Annotated in this window: 17 protein-coding genes; 4 read left to right on the top strand and 13 right to left on the bottom strand. The window is 55.1% G+C overall.

Going from position 1 to position 14977, the window contains the following annotated elements:
• Positions 1 to 20: 20 nt before the first annotated feature.
• The 3 genes from dsrE2 to A3GO_RS0121475 form a co-directional block, all read right to left on the bottom strand.
• A complete protein-coding gene (gene dsrE2 / locus A3GO_RS0121485) occupies positions 21 to 500 on the bottom strand; it encodes a sulfur carrier protein DsrE2 (RefSeq protein ID WP_029135149.1) in 480 nt (159 codons plus the stop codon).
• 46 nt (positions 501 to 546) lie between these two features.
• The gene (locus A3GO_RS0121480; RefSeq protein ID WP_029135148.1) at positions 547 to 777 is read right to left on the bottom strand and encodes a sulfurtransferase TusA family protein; all 231 of its coding nucleotides are present in this window, start codon (positions 775 to 777) and stop codon (positions 547 to 549) included.
• Between the two features lie 157 nt (positions 778 to 934).
• Positions 935 to 1255 (bottom strand): rhodanese-like domain-containing protein, encoded by a 321-nt coding sequence (locus tag A3GO_RS0121475; protein ID WP_029135147.1) that lies wholly within the window; start codon positions 1253 to 1255, stop codon positions 935 to 937.
• Positions 1256 to 1429: 174 nt separating this feature from the next.
• On the opposite strand from A3GO_RS0121475, the gene cysG reads away from it, so the two are divergent.
• Together cysG and ubiT are read left to right on the top strand one after the other, a co-directional pair.
• Positions 1430 to 2863: a siroheme synthase CysG gene (gene cysG, locus A3GO_RS0121470; RefSeq protein WP_029135146.1), complete on the top strand. Its 1434-nt coding sequence runs from the start codon at positions 1430 to 1432 to the stop codon at positions 2861 to 2863.
• A gap of 74 nt (positions 2864 to 2937) precedes the next feature.
• Entirely contained in the window at positions 2938 to 3486 is a 549-nt protein-coding gene (ubiT, locus tag A3GO_RS24975) for a ubiquinone anaerobic biosynthesis accessory factor UbiT (protein ID WP_245621811.1), read from the top strand.
• A 66-nt stretch (positions 3487 to 3552) separates the two neighbouring features.
• Here the strand turns inward: ubiT and ubiV are convergent, their stop codons facing one another.
• Positions 3553 to 4473: a ubiquinone anaerobic biosynthesis protein UbiV gene (ubiV, locus tag A3GO_RS0121460; protein ID WP_029135145.1), complete on the bottom strand. Its 921-nt coding sequence runs from the start codon at positions 4471 to 4473 to the stop codon at positions 3553 to 3555.
• Positions 4474 to 4488: 15 nt separating this feature from the next.
• A complete protein-coding gene (gene ubiU, locus A3GO_RS0121455; protein ID WP_037376253.1) occupies positions 4489 to 5484 on the bottom strand; it encodes a ubiquinone anaerobic biosynthesis protein UbiU in 996 nt (331 codons plus the stop codon).
• 260 nt (positions 5485 to 5744) lie between these two features.
• Between ubiU and A3GO_RS0121445 the strand changes: the two genes are divergently transcribed.
• The gene (locus tag A3GO_RS0121445; RefSeq protein WP_245621810.1) at positions 5745 to 6146 is read left to right on the top strand and encodes a SirB2 family protein; all 402 of its coding nucleotides are present in this window, start codon (positions 5745 to 5747) and stop codon (positions 6144 to 6146) included.
• A gap of 15 nt (positions 6147 to 6161) precedes the next feature.
• On the opposite strand, the gene A3GO_RS0121440 is transcribed toward A3GO_RS0121445, so the two are convergent.
• The 6 genes from A3GO_RS0121440 to surE all read right to left on the bottom strand — a co-directional run bounded on the left by A3GO_RS0121440 (position 6162) and on the right by surE (position 11119).
• Entirely contained in the window at positions 6162 to 6920 is a 759-nt protein-coding gene (locus A3GO_RS0121440) for a helix-turn-helix domain-containing protein (RefSeq protein WP_084610323.1), read from the bottom strand.
• 238 nt (positions 6921 to 7158) lie between these two features.
• Positions 7159 to 8133, bottom strand: a complete 975-nt coding sequence (gene rpoS / locus A3GO_RS0121435) for an RNA polymerase sigma factor RpoS (protein WP_084610321.1) — start codon at positions 8131 to 8133, stop codon at positions 7159 to 7161.
• 43 nt (positions 8134 to 8176) lie between these two features.
• Positions 8177 to 8515 (bottom strand): murein hydrolase activator EnvC family protein, encoded by a 339-nt coding sequence (locus A3GO_RS26640; RefSeq protein WP_245621809.1) that lies wholly within the window; start codon positions 8513 to 8515, stop codon positions 8177 to 8179.
• Positions 8516 to 9123: 608 nt separating this feature from the next.
• Positions 9124 to 9708 carry a YqaA family protein gene (locus A3GO_RS0121425; RefSeq protein ID WP_029135139.1) on the bottom strand — a complete coding sequence of 195 codons (585 nt, stop codon included), beginning with the start codon at positions 9706 to 9708 and terminating at the stop codon, positions 9124 to 9126.
• Positions 9708 to 10370 carry a protein-L-isoaspartate(D-aspartate) O-methyltransferase gene (locus A3GO_RS0121420; protein ID WP_029135138.1) on the bottom strand — a complete coding sequence of 221 codons (663 nt, stop codon included), beginning with the start codon at positions 10368 to 10370 and terminating at the stop codon, positions 9708 to 9710. Before A3GO_RS0121420 ends, A3GO_RS0121425 begins: the two co-directional genes overlap by 1 nt.
• Positions 10367 to 11119 (bottom strand): 5'/3'-nucleotidase SurE, encoded by a 753-nt coding sequence (gene surE, locus A3GO_RS0121415; RefSeq protein WP_029135137.1) that lies wholly within the window; start codon positions 11117 to 11119, stop codon positions 10367 to 10369. The genes A3GO_RS0121420 and surE overlap by 4 nt, the downstream gene beginning before the upstream one ends.
• A gap of 157 nt (positions 11120 to 11276) precedes the next feature.
• On the opposite strand from surE, the gene A3GO_RS0121410 reads away from it, so the two are divergent.
• On the top strand, positions 11277 to 11837 hold the full coding sequence (locus tag A3GO_RS0121410) for a Smr/MutS family protein (protein ID WP_029135136.1): 561 nt from the start codon (positions 11277 to 11279) through the stop codon (positions 11835 to 11837).
• 8 nt (positions 11838 to 11845) lie between these two features.
• Here the strand turns inward: A3GO_RS0121410 and truD are convergent, their stop codons facing one another.
• Both truD and A3GO_RS25550 read right to left on the bottom strand, forming a co-directional pair.
• On the bottom strand, positions 11846 to 12940 hold the full coding sequence (gene truD, locus A3GO_RS24970) for a tRNA pseudouridine(13) synthase TruD (RefSeq protein ID WP_211245110.1): 1095 nt from the start codon (positions 12938 to 12940) through the stop codon (positions 11846 to 11848).
• A gap of 92 nt (positions 12941 to 13032) precedes the next feature.
• Positions 13033 to 14916 carry an ATP-binding protein gene (locus A3GO_RS25550; protein WP_157606897.1) on the bottom strand — a complete coding sequence of 628 codons (1884 nt, stop codon included), beginning with the start codon at positions 14914 to 14916 and terminating at the stop codon, positions 13033 to 13035.
• Positions 14917 to 14977 lie beyond the last annotated feature (61 nt).

The following is a 14977-nucleotide window of genomic DNA, read 5'->3' as shown; positions in this document are numbered from 1 at the left end:
TCCATTCAACAATCGACCCTTCAGATATAGAGACAGATATCGCTCTCACCGGCAAATTCGAAGAAACGGGCCGCGCCCGCATATTCGATGCCATCGATAAAATCTGCAGAATCCATATCAAACAGATCCACAGTCATCTGACAGGCGATCAGCTTGACTTCGGCCTCCTGACAAAGCTCCCGCAGCTCTTCCAGCCCGGCAACGCCCTTGTCGGCCATTTTCTTTTTCATCATCATGGTCATCACGGACTGCATGCCCGGCAGCGCCGTCCCCAGCACCGGGAACCACTTATCCATGCCCAGCGGCATGGGCATACCCGGATTGCCCAGTGGGGTCACCTGCAGGTCCAGTTTTTTACGCAGTAGTTGCAGACCATAGAAAGTAAAGAAAATCTCCACTTCATAACCAAGCGCCGCAGCAGTGGATGAAAGGATAAAGGGCGGATAAGCCCAGTCCAGAGAACCCTTGGTTGCAATAATGGCTAATTTTTTCGTTTCCATCTGAATTTCCTCCAGTGGATGAGGCTTTGAATCCGAACCGTATGGATCAGGATTTTTTGATCAGAAAGTGGAATTTGCCGCCTTCTTCACGAGACTCCAGCAGCTGATTACCGGTCTGCTTGGAAAATGCCTCGAAATCTTTAACCGAACCGGGGTCGGTTGCGATAATGTGCAGAACCTTGCCTGCATCCATTGCGGTCAGGCTCTTCTTTGCACGCAGGATGGGCAGTGGGCAGTTCAGGCCGCTTGCATCCAACTCATCATCAAAATCAGCCATGGTAAACCTCCAGATCTTTAGTGTTTAGTTGTATGAAAATCAGTCGTATCTTATATTCTAATTATCAACCAAACGCAAGTCCATGCCCTGTTTCGCGGTTGATGCTCATCGTCCTGATAGCTGGTCGGAATAATAAAATGACTATCGTCGGTGATGATCATCCGTAAGCAACAAGCTGATATCCATTACGTGCCCAATCAATGATCCCGCCTCGTAGGTTAATTACATTATCAAACCCCTGCTGCATCAAATACATGCATGCATGGTAAGAACGGGCTCCACTGCGGCAATAGAGTACGATGTCCTTATCTGGTGAAAGTTCAGTGATTTTCAGCGGAATCAGGTGCATGGGCAGGTGAGTTGAGCTCGGCAACACCCCGGCCACCACTTCCGCTTCGCTGCGGATATCCAGCAGATATATATCTTCATTTGCAGCCAGTCTGCTCTCGAGCTCCTGGGAATTGATCTCTTTGACCACGCGTCACACTCATGTGATGATTAACCTAGTTATTTAGTATATTATAGATTTACTAATATATACAAGCTGAGGGTGGTTATTGTTCCACTCAGGACCACATGTTAGAGTTCCGCCTCACTCAATGGGCATGGTATTCAGGCTCACGGACTCAAATTCCACTTGCGAAGGTAACTGATGGATTTTTTTCCTATTTTCCTGGATGTTAAAAACAGAACGAGTCTGGTAGTTGGCGGGGGCGATGTAGCCGCCCGAAAAGTGGCACTACTGCTGAAGGCACAAGGTAAGATCCGGGTTGTTTCACCCGAACTATGCACCGAACTGAAGGCATCAGTGGAAAAGGGGCTGATAGAGTACGTTGCCCGGGGATTCCAGGTCGAAGATCTGGATGATGCCTACCTGGTCATTGCCGCCACCGATAATACTGAAGTAAACAGGCAAGTATCCGAAGCTGCGCAAAACCGCCATCTGCCCGTTAACGTGGTGGATCAACCGGAACTCTGCACCTTCATCACTCCCTCAATCATTGATCGCTCCCCGGTTGTGGCTGCCGTCTCGACCGGCGGCGCTTCGCCCGTGCTGGCACGCATCATCCGCAGTCGCCTGGAGACATTGATCCCAGCCGGCTATGGCCGCCTCGCAGAGTTGGCGAATCGCTTTCGTGACCGGGTCAAGGCGCGTTTTCAGAATGCCACAGATCGGCGCCTGTTCTGGGAGAAGGTATTGCAGAGCGGAGTAGCGGAACGCATCTTCTCCGGCCACATCGAAGAGGCCGATGCCAGCATGGAGCGAGCCCTGGAGAGCACCGATCCCGGTGACGGCATGGGGGAAGTCTATCTGGTCGGTGGTGGGCCGGGTGACCCGGACCTGCTCACCTTCCGTGCCCTGCGGCTAATGCAGCAGGCGGATGTGGTGGTCTATGATCGGCTCGTGGCCGCTCCCGTGCTGGAAATGACCCGGCGCGACGCAGAGCGTATCTATGTGGGCAAAGAGCGGGATCATCACGCCATGCGTCAGGAGGAGATTAATCAACTGCTGGTGGATCTGGCAAAAAAAGGTAAACGGGTGGTCCGTCTCAAAGGGGGGGACCCCTTCATATTCGGTCGTGGGGGTGAAGAGATCGACACCCTGTCGGCGGAAGGCGTGCCGTTTCAGGTTGTCCCCGCCATTACTGCGGCCTCTGGCTGTGCCGCCTACTCCGGCATTCCCCTGACGCACCGGGACTACGCACAGTCCGTGACCTTTGTCACCGGCCATCTGAAAGATGGCTCCATCAATCTCAACTGGAGACAACTTGCCCAGCCGCATCAGACCGTGGTGTTCTACATGGGGCTGGTGGGCCTGCCGGTGATTGTTCAGAAATTGATCGAACATGGCGTATCGCCGGATATGCCGATAGCCCTGATTCAACAGGGCACCACCGAAAAACAGCGGGTTTTTACCGGTACGTTAAATAGCATCCAGGCGATTGTCGACCGGGAACAACCAAAGCCACCGACCCTGATAATTGTTGGCGAAGTAGTTCAACTCCAGGAAAAATTGAGTTGGTATAAAACGCCTGAAGTTCCACGCAGTGGCGCGACGTCTCCTGCCGGCCCCGTTATGGGATAAATAGTGCCGGAGAAAACCATCGGTTTTATTGACAAAATAACGCCGGTACCTTGGGAATTAACTCAAGCAAGCACATGACGAATGGCATCCAGATGAACAATATGACCCATATTCCCGGAACCCCCTATCTGCCCGCACCACTGGCGTTGCCGCTAAGCCTGGTACCCGGGACCACCTATAGCCAGGTAATGGTTAAGGTACTCAACAAGCTGTTTGTTCCGGAGCTGGCGGATGGTGAACTGGACTTCCTGGAAGGAAAGGTGATGCGCGTGGATGTGATCGACGCCAGACTCCATTTCAGCATCACCCTTCGAGATGGCGTACTTGCTGCCGCCAGTGCGAATCAGCCGCACGACCTGAGCATTGAGGGATCCATCTACGATTTTCTGCTACTCGCCACCCGGCGTGAAGATGCCGACACCCTGTTTTTCAATCGCCGCCTGCGACTCGGGGGTGACACAGAGTTGGGACTCTATGTGAAGAATTTCCTTGATGCACTTGAACTCGACGGCCGCATTGGCCCGTTCCTGAAAATGATGGATGGCGTCACTACCCTGATCGGACGCATCCCGAGCCTGCCTAAACCACGCTTGCCTTTTCCCGGATTGGGGCGACGTAACTGAGCATTAATAATCTGCCGGCTGGAATATAAGGGCTGTTCTCTTACCGACTTAACGCAGAATATCGCTTCACAGCAGTGCCTCGGCGGCCGCCTGAGCCCTATTCTCCATCCCAGCATCCCCATGCCAATAACCATTGCACGAGCCGACCGGCACCAGCCGCTCCAGCCTCGCTGCACCAGCCTCCAGCTCGATCTCGCCCTTCAGACAGCCGCTGAACAGTTCGATCACTTTAGCCGTGTGATTGGCCTGAGGACTGATTCGTAGCACATCCACATCTAATGTCCGCACCTCATCCAGCTCCGGGAGCAGATTGAAGGTGTGGGCCGACTGGGTCTGAATGCCGTTCAGGGCAAGGAAACGGGTATCATCCTGTGCCGACAGGGTCAAACCATCGGGAAAGTCAAGACAGCGGTATTGGCAATCGTCTTTTGGCAAATTATACGCCCGAGCGGTAAAGCAACGGGCCGAATAGGCCAGTGGTAGACGACCGAAGGCAAACAGCTCGGTTTCAACCCCCTCCGGCCTCAGTTCCTGCATTGCCTTCAGGGTCACCTTGGACAGTTCAACCGGAAACACCCAGCGCTTGAGACCCTGCCTGGCAAGCAGCGCCAGGGTTCTGTCATTATAAATATTGACACTATGGCCTGCGACGAAGGGTTTTCCCCGCATCAGCTGTACAGCCCCCATGTCATTGGCCTCTACCATGTGTGCACCGTTTTCGCACACTCGACGTAGCCGCTTCAGCTCGGATTCCGCCTCCAGCAACGCCAGCGTGGAAAAAACCACCTCCTTACCCGCCGCCGTCAACCGTTCCGCCAGGGAGAACCAGTCATCTGTGCGCATCAGGCTGCGTTTGGAACAGACCGTCTCCCCCAGATAGATAATATCCACGGGTGAAGCCGCCATCTCTTCATAGAAATCAAGCAGCTGATCTTTTGCCCAATAATAAAGCACTGGTCCGAGAGAGAGTTTCGGCTGTGTATTCATAATAGTAGAGACCCTTTACTGCCAGGGGCGACTGTAGGCACCGAGAGTGGTTTGAGTCCCTTCTGAAACCTTGCCAAGCTCGGCCATCCACTCCGCCTGTGGGCGATAGTTTTCCGGGTCCCGTTGACAGGCATCCAGCGCCGCACGCCAGACCCTGGCCACCTGTTGAACATATACCGGACTGCGTTGGCGCCCTTCGATCTTTATGGCGGCGATACCGGCAGCTTGAAGCTGGGGCAGCAGTTCCAGGGTATTCAGGCTGGTCGGTTCCTCCATGGCATGATAGGTATTGCCGCCGACACTGAAACTTCCCTTGCAGAGGGTGGGGTAGCCCGCGTTCTCGCCCTTGGCGAAGCGGTCAATCAGGACTCCGCCCAGGCGGGTTTCCAGCCCTTCCGCGGTTTCCCGCCACTCCACGTGACTGGCCGGCGAGCAGGCACCGTAGGTATTGGGTGAGCGCCCGGTCGCATAGGACGAGAGAATACAACGCCCCTCCACCATCACGCAGAGACTGCCAAAACCAAACACCTCAATCTCAACCGGGCTGTTAGTGACCACATGCTGCACCTGACCGAGGGAGAGCACCCGCGGCAATACGGCGCGGCGGACCCCAAAGTTATCCTTGTAAAACTGCAGCGCCTCGTAATTGGTGGCGGAGCCCTGTACAGAGAGGTGCAGGTTAAGCGCCGGATAACGGTTTGCCGCATAGTCCAGTACCCCGATATCCGCTGCAATCATGGCATCCACACCCAGATCGGCCGCCTGATCGACTGCATTCTGCCATCGACTCCAGCCATCTGGCTGTGGATAGGTATTGAGCGCGAGGAACACCTTGACCCCACGCTGGCGGGCATACTGTATGCCCTCCGCAATCTTGGCAGGTCCAAAATTCAGACCGGCGAAATGCCGGGCATTGGTGTCATCACGGAATCCGAAATAGACGGCATCGGCGCCATTATCGACTGCAGCCTTGAGGGAGGGCAGATTACCGGCAGGGCATACTAATTCCATCGTTTCAGTCACTCAGGTATTGTGAAACAGCGCAGGACCGGCATCGTCGGCCCGGCGATTGAACTCCAATATAAAATCAATCGGTTGCGCCAACAGATCCAGCAATATTTCCTGCAGTTTTCTGGGTTAATTATCCCTTCCCTGGCACTGAACAGACAACCCCTAAATCATACGGGTTTAATCCGCGCCACTCCACGACAGCGCCTCCTTGGCCCAAACGGTAGTTACAGGTATGCTGCCTTCGCATTAGCGACTCGGCAATGGAACTCATGATTTACTACTGGATTAAGACTCTACACGTCAGCACGGTGATCTTCACCATCGGTTTTTTTACGCTGCGTTTTGTATGGATGTTGAGCCGGTCACGATTATTCAACCATCGCTGGGTACGACTGATATCCCAGACCAATGACTCACTATTGCTTGTGGCAGGTATTGCATTGGCGGTGATGAGTCGACAATACCCCTTCGTAGCTCCCTGGTTGACCGCCAAGCTGGCAGCCCTGCTACTCTATATCGTTTTGGGTATGTTTGCCTTCAAATGGGCCGGATTGCGCCGTAATCGAATCTTATTCGGTATCATGGCCCTGCTCACCGCGGGTTATATCGTGGCGGTCGCCCTGACCCGACTTCCCCGGCCCTGGGAATTCTTGCTCGGATAGCGGGAGCCGGAAGGCTCAGTGTTCAGCGATATCCCGCAGACCGTCCTGATCCAGCAGGCGCAACCGTTTATGGCGCAGTTGAATCAGACCGTTCTTCTGGAAACGCGTAAACACACGACTGACGGTCTCACTGGCCAGGCCAAGATAACTGCCAATATCACTTCTGGACATGCCGATCTGAAACTCGATCTGGCGCATGCCACGGGCATGCAGGCGTTTGGTCAGGTTGAGCAAAAATCCAGCCAGGCGCTGATCGGCGCTTTGATGTATCAGGGTGGTTATCAACTGATGATTAAAAGCCACCTCGGCGCTCAGCATATTGATAATGCCCTGTTGCAGGTCCTCCAGCAGATAGCCGGATTCCGAGAGGGATTCCATTCTGAGTTCACAGACACTGCTGTCCTGCAAGGCTCGCGCGGTATAGGGATAACGCTGGCCGGAGAGTCCCTCCATGCCGACCAACTCCCCAATCAGGTGGAAACCAACCACCTGATCATAACCCGACACCTTGGGTATGTAGGTTTTGAAAGACCCCGACTTGACGGCAAAAACAGACCTGAATGGGTCATCCTTGAGAAAAATAGTCTCTCCCCGGGCCACATGCCGGCGCCGCAACAATACCCCTTCGGGTACGTTGCTACCCTCCTCGGCATACTCAAGGATGGAACACATCGGGTCCATGCCGCAATCCTGACAGGCCACTTCATCAGCGGCCGCTTTGTCCGACACTCTTCTACGCCCAATCTGAGGAATCTGCTTTTTCACTCTTTCCATTGGTTAATCATTTATTAATCGCTGATCATTCAAACCTTATTCTGCCGAATACTGTAACATTAATACAGGTTCTAGCATCAATTCTCATTTACGGCCAGAACTTACTCTCACACCCCTTTTAATCCCAAGTAACGACCAGCCCCACCGGCGGCGATAAACTGACGGGCAGATAGCATGACACCCCGCCAGGGGCGCTTCTGGACAGGGTGCCAATTTGGTACAAATACCCGTTGACCTGCTATTTGAATAGCGCTTCCACAGAAAAACCATCCTTTTCCAATATACCCCGCAGCCGCTTCAGGGCATCCATCTGTATCTGCCGAACCCGCTCCCGGGTCACCCCGAGTTCATTGGCTACCTGCTCCAGCGTGGCATTTTCATAGCCGTGCAGTCCAAAGCGCCGCTCAACCACCTCGCGCTGCTTATCATTCAGCTTGTTCAGCCAGTCATCCAGGTTGGCCGTCATCCCTTCACTCTGCAGACTGTCAGATGGGTCTTCTGACTGCACATCCGGGATCGTATCGAGTAATGGTTTGTCTGCATTCTTGCCAAACGGCGTATCCACGGAGGTTATCCGCTCATTCAGACCTAGCATGTGTTTTACTTCATCAATAGGTCTGTCGAGCAGGTCGGCGATCTCATCGGCTGTGGGCTCATGATCGAGCTGTTGTGTCAGTTTTCGTGCCGCTCGCAGATAGACATTAATCTCTTTAACCACGTGAATCGGTAAACGGATGGTACGAGTCTGATTCATGATTGCCCGCTCGATGGTCTGCCTTATCCACCAAGTAGCGTAGGTTGAGAACCGAAACCCCCGTTCCGGGTCGAACTTTTCAACCGCCCGAATCAGTCCAAGGTTCCCCTCCTCGATCAGATCAAGCAGTGCAAGCCCCCGGTTCATGTATCGCCGTGCAATCTTGACGACCAAACGCAGGTTGCTTTCGATCATACGCTGGCGCGCTGCGATATCGCCTTTCTGCGCCAGCCGGGCCAGTGTTACCTCTTCTTCCGCGGTCAGCAGCTTTGAAGCGCCAATCTCACTCAGATAGAGGCGCGTCGCATCCATTTGGGCAGACTGCCCAGCCCCGTCGTCACTCTCGGCAATAACCTTGGCCTGGTTATCCGCCGGTCGTTTCGCCCGGACCGTGGACTCCGGGGACTCCGATACGCCGGTATTCCCCTCCTTCTCCTTATCCAACTGCCGTTTGACCATATAAATCCTCCTGGCAAATCTTGCGGATATTCTGATCAGCAGATCAAGGACGGTGCGGCAACAGCTTCAGAGGATCGACAGGCGCTCCGTTGCGTCTGATCTCAAAATGAAGCATGGGTTTTCCGTTACCATCACTGCCCATTTCCGCGATACGTATCCCCTTCTCAACCGTATCACCTTCTTTAACATGAATTTTTTTATTGTAACCGTAAGCACTAAGATAGTTCTTGTTATGCTTGATAATTACCAGGCGTCCGTAACCAATCAACCCACTGCCGGCATACACCACCTTGCCTGTCTCCGCTGCGTTGATCGATGTTCCATATCGCCCTTCGATCTTAACGCCCTTTCTCACCGGATCACCTTTGACGAAACGCTGCACCACTGAACCATCAGTCGGCCACAACCATTGTAACTTAAGGCTCTCGCTGCCAGATTTCCCTTCAGTCTGGCTTGATGATACTCCTTTTGGCGATGATCTGGATAGCTGCTTACCAGATACTACCGGTTTATTCTTACTAGAGGCACCCCTGGTTTGTGGGGTTTTTACTGATGGCGTCTCAGCAACCCGACTCCGTGTTGTGGGTGTCAGACGCAATCTCTGGCCCGGATATATAGTGTAGGGATAACGTATCCCGTTCCAACGGGCCACGGAGGCGTAGTCAATACCGAAACGCCAGGCGATGGAGTAAAGAGTATCGCCTTTCCGTACCCGATAGACACTGGGTCTGGCACTGCGCTGCTGCTGTAGTGGCGGATGATCGCGTGAGACCACAGGCGCTCTCACGGGCGCACTGCATCCGCTCAGATTACCGATCAGCAGAAAAGCGGCCAGGCAGGCGTGGAGTACCCGGGCATATTCGCTCGGCAGCCCCGTGGCAGAACGCCTGGCGTTACCGCTGGTGGTCCGGACTCCAATCATCTCGCCACACGCTTTGCCTGCCAATATTACGCCTTCTCCAGGTTTTTCACGGGTGTTCTTGTAATACGCTATCGGTATAGCTTGACCCCGACGATGACCAGACCGATCAACAAGACCATGGCCCAGCCGATCCGGTCAATATATTTATGCAGTGTATGTTCCATACGCTCGCCGCCCCAGGCCATCAGACCGGCCACCATAAAGAACCGTGCACCGCGTCCGATAAACGACGCCAGAATGAAGGGCAAAAGCGCCATCGAGATAACCCCGGCAGAGATGGTAAACAGTTTGTAGGGAATGGGTGAGAAGCCTGCCAGGAAGATCGCCCAGAAGCCCCACTCAGTGAACCATTCGCGTACCTGCAGATATTTTGGGAAATATCCCGCGCCTTTGAGCAGGGGCTCAATCAACTCGAATGCGAACAATCCAATCGTATAACCCAGCAGACCACCCAGGACGGATGCAACCGTGGTCAGAGTGGCGAAATTCCACGCCTTGCCAGGATTGGCCAGGGTCATTGGTGCCAGCATCACATCGGGAGGAATGGGAAAGAAAGAGGATTCCGCAAAACTGAGTCCGGCCAGGTAATGGGGCGCATACCGATGCCGTGACCAATCAAGCACACGTACATAGAGTCTGGAAAAGAGCTTCATCAGAGTGTGCCCCCCAACAGGGGTACAAAAACCACCTGTTCAAGCAGCTCCTTCTCATAACCGGCGCGGGTCCGGGTCACCCTTACCAGCACCTGTTCCGAACGATTGCCGATAGGCAGGATCATGCAGCCCCCGACGCGCAGTTGATCCACCAGTGCCCGCGGTATGCCCTCCGGAGCAGCGGTAACCAGTATCCCGTCGAATGGGGCATATTCAGGCAGGCCCATACCCCCATCCCGATGATGTAGACGGATATTTCGGACATGCAGCTCCTGAAAACGCTTTCTCGCCTGCAGCTGTAACGACTTGATCCGCTCCACGCTGTAGACCCGTTTCACCAGCTTCGACAGGATTGCCGTCTGATACCCTGAACCAGTGCCAATCTCCAGCACTGTCTCCAGTGGCCCCGCCTCCAGTAGCAGTTCAGTCATCCGCGCCACAATAAACGGCTGGGAGATCGTCTGCCCCTGACCGATCGGCAGGGCGGTATCTTCATAGGCGCGACTGGCCAGCGCCTCATCCACAAAGATATGTCTCGGAGTATTGCGTATCGCCTCCAGCACCGCCTGATTGCCGATCCCTTCGTCACGCAAACGCTGGATCAGCCGCTCCCGGGTACGTAGCGAGGTCATACCGATCCCGCGGTGTAGCGAACTGCTCATTGCCCCAGCCTGCCCAGCCAGTCCCCGAGTCGATCGATATCGGCATACCGGGTCAGATCCACCTGTAGCGGCGTGACGGAGACATAACCCTCCCTGACTGCAAAGAAGTCGGTTCCCGAGCCGGCATCCTGTTCCAGACCGGCCGGCCCTACCCAATAGATAGTCCTGCCCCGGGGATCGGTGTCGCGCACCACCGGTTCAGCCCGATGCCGGTGACCGAGCCGGGTGACCTGATAACCTTTCAGCTCGTCATAGGGGAGATCGGGAATATTCACGTTGATAATGGTATCCGGGGCGAGCGGCTCCGCCTGAAGATGCTCAACCAGCTCTCTGGCAACCCGCGCTCCGGTCTCGTAATACTTTGGATCATGACCATTCATGGAAAGGGCAATGGCCGGCAGACCAAGGAATCGCCCCTCGGTGGCGGCCGCCACGGTACCGGAATAGAGCACATCATCGCCCAGGTTGGCGCCGGCATTGATTCCGGCAATCACCATGTCCGGCTCTTCATCCAGAAGACCGGTAATGGCCAGATGCACACAGTCGGTGGGGGTTCCGTCAACCCGGATAAAACCGTTATCCGCCAACTCGGCGCGGATGGGGTACTCCAGGGTCAGCGAGTTGCTTGCCCCGCTACAGTTGCGCTCCGGGGCCACCACGGTAATCTCCGCCAGACCCGACAGTTCAGCCGCCAATATTCTCAGGCCGGGAGCCAGGTAGCCATCATCGTTACTCAGTAAAATCTTCATACAAAATCAAGACGCCAAATACACGGGTTCAAAGACCAAACTATACTGGAAATGCTGCAACTACTCGACCTGCAGCGCACGATTCCCTATATGGATTCCTGATATAGCGGCAGGTTTGCGTATCAGTTGATCCCGGGATGATATACTGGTTTCCGTCATGACCGACGATGAACAACAGAACCGGGATAATGTCGATGTCCATTTCCAACAGGAGGTGGAAGGTGCCGTACGGCATGAACACGACAAGGCCACCCCTTACAAGCCCAGGCTAAAACCGCTTCCCCTGCCACCCAATCCGAAGGCGACGGGCGATGGGCTGAGCGATGAGTTTGCCGATCTCAATATCGAAACCGGCGAGGAACTGGAGTTCATCCGTCCCGGAATCCAGAATCGACTGTTTCAGGATCTGCAGCGCGGCAGAATCCCACCCGAGGACATGCTCGACCTGCACGGACTGCGGGTGGTGGAGGCACGCCGGGCACTGGCCGGCTTTCTGGCACACGCCATCCGACATCGATTACGAGTGGTACAGATCATCCATGGCAAGGGCTATCGTTCGGAAGATCGCCAGCCGATCCTGAAACAGAAAATCAACCAATGGCTGCGACAACGTGATGAAGTGCTCGCCTTCTGCTCCGCCCCCCGGTTTGATGGTGGGACCGGCGCCGCCTATGTGCTGCTCTCGCGCAAGGGGTTGGCTCAGCTTGATCGCAGTTAGGGGGACTCCTACTGCCGCCCCCCGGGGGTAGCAACAGCTTCAGACGCGCAGGGTTGATCAGGCTTGATCGCAGCCGGGTGATAGTCAATACACTCCCTGAGCAACGTGGTGGCGAAACAGCCCTTGGGCAAGCTGAAATCCAGTTCCAGCAGGTCGCCCCGCCTGTCCCAGGTAAGGTCACTCACCGCTACCCGCAGGGAACGCCGCTCCATCTGCAGCCCGAACCGCTCCAATCCATCACGCCAGAACTGCTCCGGCAGCAGCACCGCCGACTCCAGTTCCGCCACCTCACCCGATACCATGCTTTCGCCGCGCCCCCACAGGGGGCCGGAAGTGTGGATATCCATGCACTCAAGCCGCTGCATTATCTCCTCATCGACGGAGGCGACCGGAAAGCTGCTGCGGGTACCCGCCAGCATCATCCGCTCACCGGCGAGTGGCCGATTCCAGTTGCCGGCGGTGACCCGGGTGGCCAGCACTTTATTAAACAGCAGTGACCGGACCGCAGAGAGATAGAAACCGCGCTTCTCCCGTTTTACCCGTTTCAGCTCCCCGGTGAACAGGGCGCGGGCCGATGCCAGGTTCCCATCCTCCGTGCCAAAACGCTGTTCCCCAAAATAGTTGGGTATTCCGTCACGGGCAATGTTGTTCAGGGTGGCGTTCAACGCTGCTTCATCCCCTTCAAACGCCCGCACCCTGATCCTGAAGCGGTTGCCCTTCAAGGCACCGACACGCAGCTTGCGGCTGTGTCTGGCGGTTTGCAGTACCCGGAACTCGGTTGATTCAATGGCACTCCAGTCCGGCTCCGGTTTACCGGCCAGCCGGATTGAGAACCACTGACGAGTCAGGGCATGCCGATCCTTCAGCCCGGCATAACTGACATCCATCCGGGAAACACCGGCGTGCCGGGCCAGAGTTCCCGCCACCCAGGCGGTATTGCTGTCACGCTTCTCCACGTGTAGCAGCAGATGCTCCCCTTCACCATCCGGCTCAACCAGCGGGATCTCATCCACCATGAAGTCCTCGGGACAGGAGCGGATCATTCCGCGACACTGGGGCACACCATGGGCGTAAGGCAGAAATATGTTGTCTTGATCAGTCACGGCATCTATTCAGGTAGTGGAAAGCCGCCATTCTAACCGAACCCGTGAGATAGCGCTGATTTGAAAAAGCTGTCTCAGACTGACAAGGGAGCTTAACCGCAAGGGAGTTGCAGAATAAAACACGCGCCACCACTCGGCACCGGCTCCACAAACAGATCCCCGCCATAGTTCTCTTTGATAATGAAGTAGGAGACGGACAACCCAAGCCCGGTACCAACTCCGATGGGCTTGGTGGTAAAAAAGGGTTCAAAAATACGCTTGACCTGATCTTCCGGAACACCCACTCCATTGTCCTCGATCTCCAGCCGAACCGATCGGGAGTCTCCCCGTATCCTGAGGATAAAGCGAGAACCACCTGCCGGCCCACGGTGTTCGGCCATCGCCTGGGCGCCATTCTTCAGGAGATTGAACAGCACCTGCTGTATCTGGCTTGCCTCACAACAGACCGGAGGCAAATCCTTGTCGTACTCGCGGATAATCTCAATCTGTCGAAAATCAAGCCCACCCTCAAGGCTGTAGTCATTGGTCGCGAGCTCAAGTGACTGCTCCATCAATCCAATCATATCGTGAGGTTCCATCTGCCGGCTGCTTTTGCGACTGAAACTCAGCATGTTATCGACGATTTTGGCGGCCCGCTTGCCGGATTCCCGAATCCGTTCGATCATGTCGTAGACTTTCCGCTCCGCCAGGTATTGGGCGACGGATTCAATAGTGGTTCCACACGCCTCCGCCGCTTTAATATTGCCGGGCAGATCCCCCTGGATCCGGTTTTGCATTACCTGGATATTTTGCAATATGCCTGCCAGCGGGTTGTTTATCTCGTGTGCCATACCAGCCGCCAGGCCGCCAACCGAGAGCATTTTCTCCGACTGAATCATCATCTCTTCAATACGTACCCGCTCGGTGACATCATCGACACGGATCACCGCACCATCAATCCCATTGGTGGTCAGTGGATAGATAGTGACATCATAGAGCCGGACCGCGTCTTCCTCAGTGAATTTCAGGCGTTGATCGTGGGATGACAACCCCTTGTGGATGGCGCCGCGGATATGCCCCATCTCCTGTGCCAACCGGGGGAAAACCGAGGTCAAATTTTGACCCGCGGCTTGCGTTGCGGCGATTCCGGTAACCTGCTCCGCCTGTCGATTCCACTGGATAACACGAAAATCCACATCCACACAGATCAGCGCCGACGGCATGGAGTCCACCACGTTACTCAACAGATTGCGCAGCCGGTTAAGCTCTGCTTCAGCCTCTTCCTGCTGCCAGATATGCTGGCGGTACTCCTCGAACACCCGGTTACCCTTGTCCACCAACAGGCCGATCTCATCACCCTGATGGCCCGGTGGCATAGTGATCCTGGCGCCAGTGTTATCAGCTGGATTGATTGCAGCAAAAGATGCAGCGGTTTTCATTAAGGGTTTTGTGAGCGTCACGTAGAAGATTATGCTCAGTAGCAGCGCCAGTACCAGAATCTGGACAATACTGAACAGCAGGACCAACCTGGCGCGATCAAAAAAACCCAGCGTCACCAGATAGGGATCGACTGAAACCGTCACGACGCCGACAGGTTTTACACGTTCGGACCATTCCAGGGGAAGCTGGTAGACCTTGGTGTTGCCCACCAGTATATCCGCCAGCCAGCGCATGGAGGAATCCACGCGCGACCGTTGGGCCATGGCCAGCAGCCCACCAACGTCATCCCTGATCTCCACTTGCAACACCGGAGGGTAGGCAAACAAGCCATTAACAACCTGTTGGGCCAAACTGTTGTCCAGATTGAAGGCGGCCTGGGCAGCCGGGGACTTCAGCACATGCAACACCTGATTAACCATCTGATCGACGCGAAGTCTCTCCTGCTTCAGGTCAACCGCTATCTGATAAAACGAAATCGCCAGACCGATGACGAATACCGTCATTACCGTAACCAATGTCTGCTTATAGGTCAGGCTGTGTCTGCGTTTTATCCCCACCACCTCTCCGCATATCTTGCATTCATGGATATTGATCGCCCCGGGCTCCGCCCGTGGCCCG

Origin of the sequence: Sedimenticola selenatireducens DSM 17993 (assembly GCF_000428045.1) — a bacterium.
Taxonomy (GTDB): Bacteria; Pseudomonadota; Gammaproteobacteria; order Chromatiales; family Chromatiaceae; genus Sedimenticola; species Sedimenticola selenatireducens.
The sequence above is the reverse complement of the archived record's forward strand: the minus strand, read 5'-3'. Positions and strand labels throughout refer to the sequence as shown.

Excerpts from the sequence above, each read along its gene's own strand:
- surE (WP_029135137.1), bottom strand. The coding sequence starts at position 11,119 with ATGAAGATTTTACTGAGTAACGATGATGGCTACCTGGCTCCCGGCCTG.
- A3GO_RS0121440 (WP_084610323.1), bottom strand. The coding sequence starts at position 6,920 with ATGGAAAGAGTGAAAAAGCAGATTCCTCAGATTGGGCGTAGAAGAGTG.
- rpoS (WP_084610321.1), bottom strand. The coding sequence starts at position 8,133 with ATGGTCAAACGGCAGTTGGATAAGGAGAAGGAGGGGAATACCGGCGTA.
- cysG (WP_029135146.1), top strand. The coding sequence starts at position 1,430 with ATGGATTTTTTTCCTATTTTCCTGGATGTTAAAAACAGAACGAGTCTG.
- A3GO_RS0121420 (WP_029135138.1), bottom strand. The coding sequence starts at position 10,370 with ATGAGCAGTTCGCTACACCGCGGGATCGGTATGACCTCGCTACGTACC.
- ubiU (WP_037376253.1), bottom strand. The coding sequence starts at position 5,484 with ATGGAATTAGTATGCCCTGCCGGTAATCTGCCCTCCCTCAAGGCTGCA.
- dsrE2 (WP_029135149.1), bottom strand. The coding sequence starts at position 500 with ATGGAAACGAAAAAATTAGCCATTATTGCAACCAAGGGTTCTCTGGAC.
- A3GO_RS0121480 (WP_029135148.1), bottom strand. The coding sequence starts at position 777 with ATGGCTGATTTTGATGATGAGTTGGATGCAAGCGGCCTGAACTGCCCA.
- ubiV (WP_029135145.1), bottom strand. The coding sequence starts at position 4,473 with ATGAATACACAGCCGAAACTCTCTCTCGGACCAGTGCTTTATTATTGG.
- ubiT (WP_245621811.1), top strand. The coding sequence starts at position 2,938 with ATGACGAATGGCATCCAGATGAACAATATGACCCATATTCCCGGAACC.
- A3GO_RS0121410 (WP_029135136.1), top strand. The coding sequence starts at position 11,277 with ATGACCGACGATGAACAACAGAACCGGGATAATGTCGATGTCCATTTC.
- A3GO_RS0121445 (WP_245621810.1), top strand. The coding sequence starts at position 5,745 with ATGGAACTCATGATTTACTACTGGATTAAGACTCTACACGTCAGCACG.
- A3GO_RS0121425 (WP_029135139.1), bottom strand. The coding sequence starts at position 9,708 with ATGAAGCTCTTTTCCAGACTCTATGTACGTGTGCTTGATTGGTCACGG.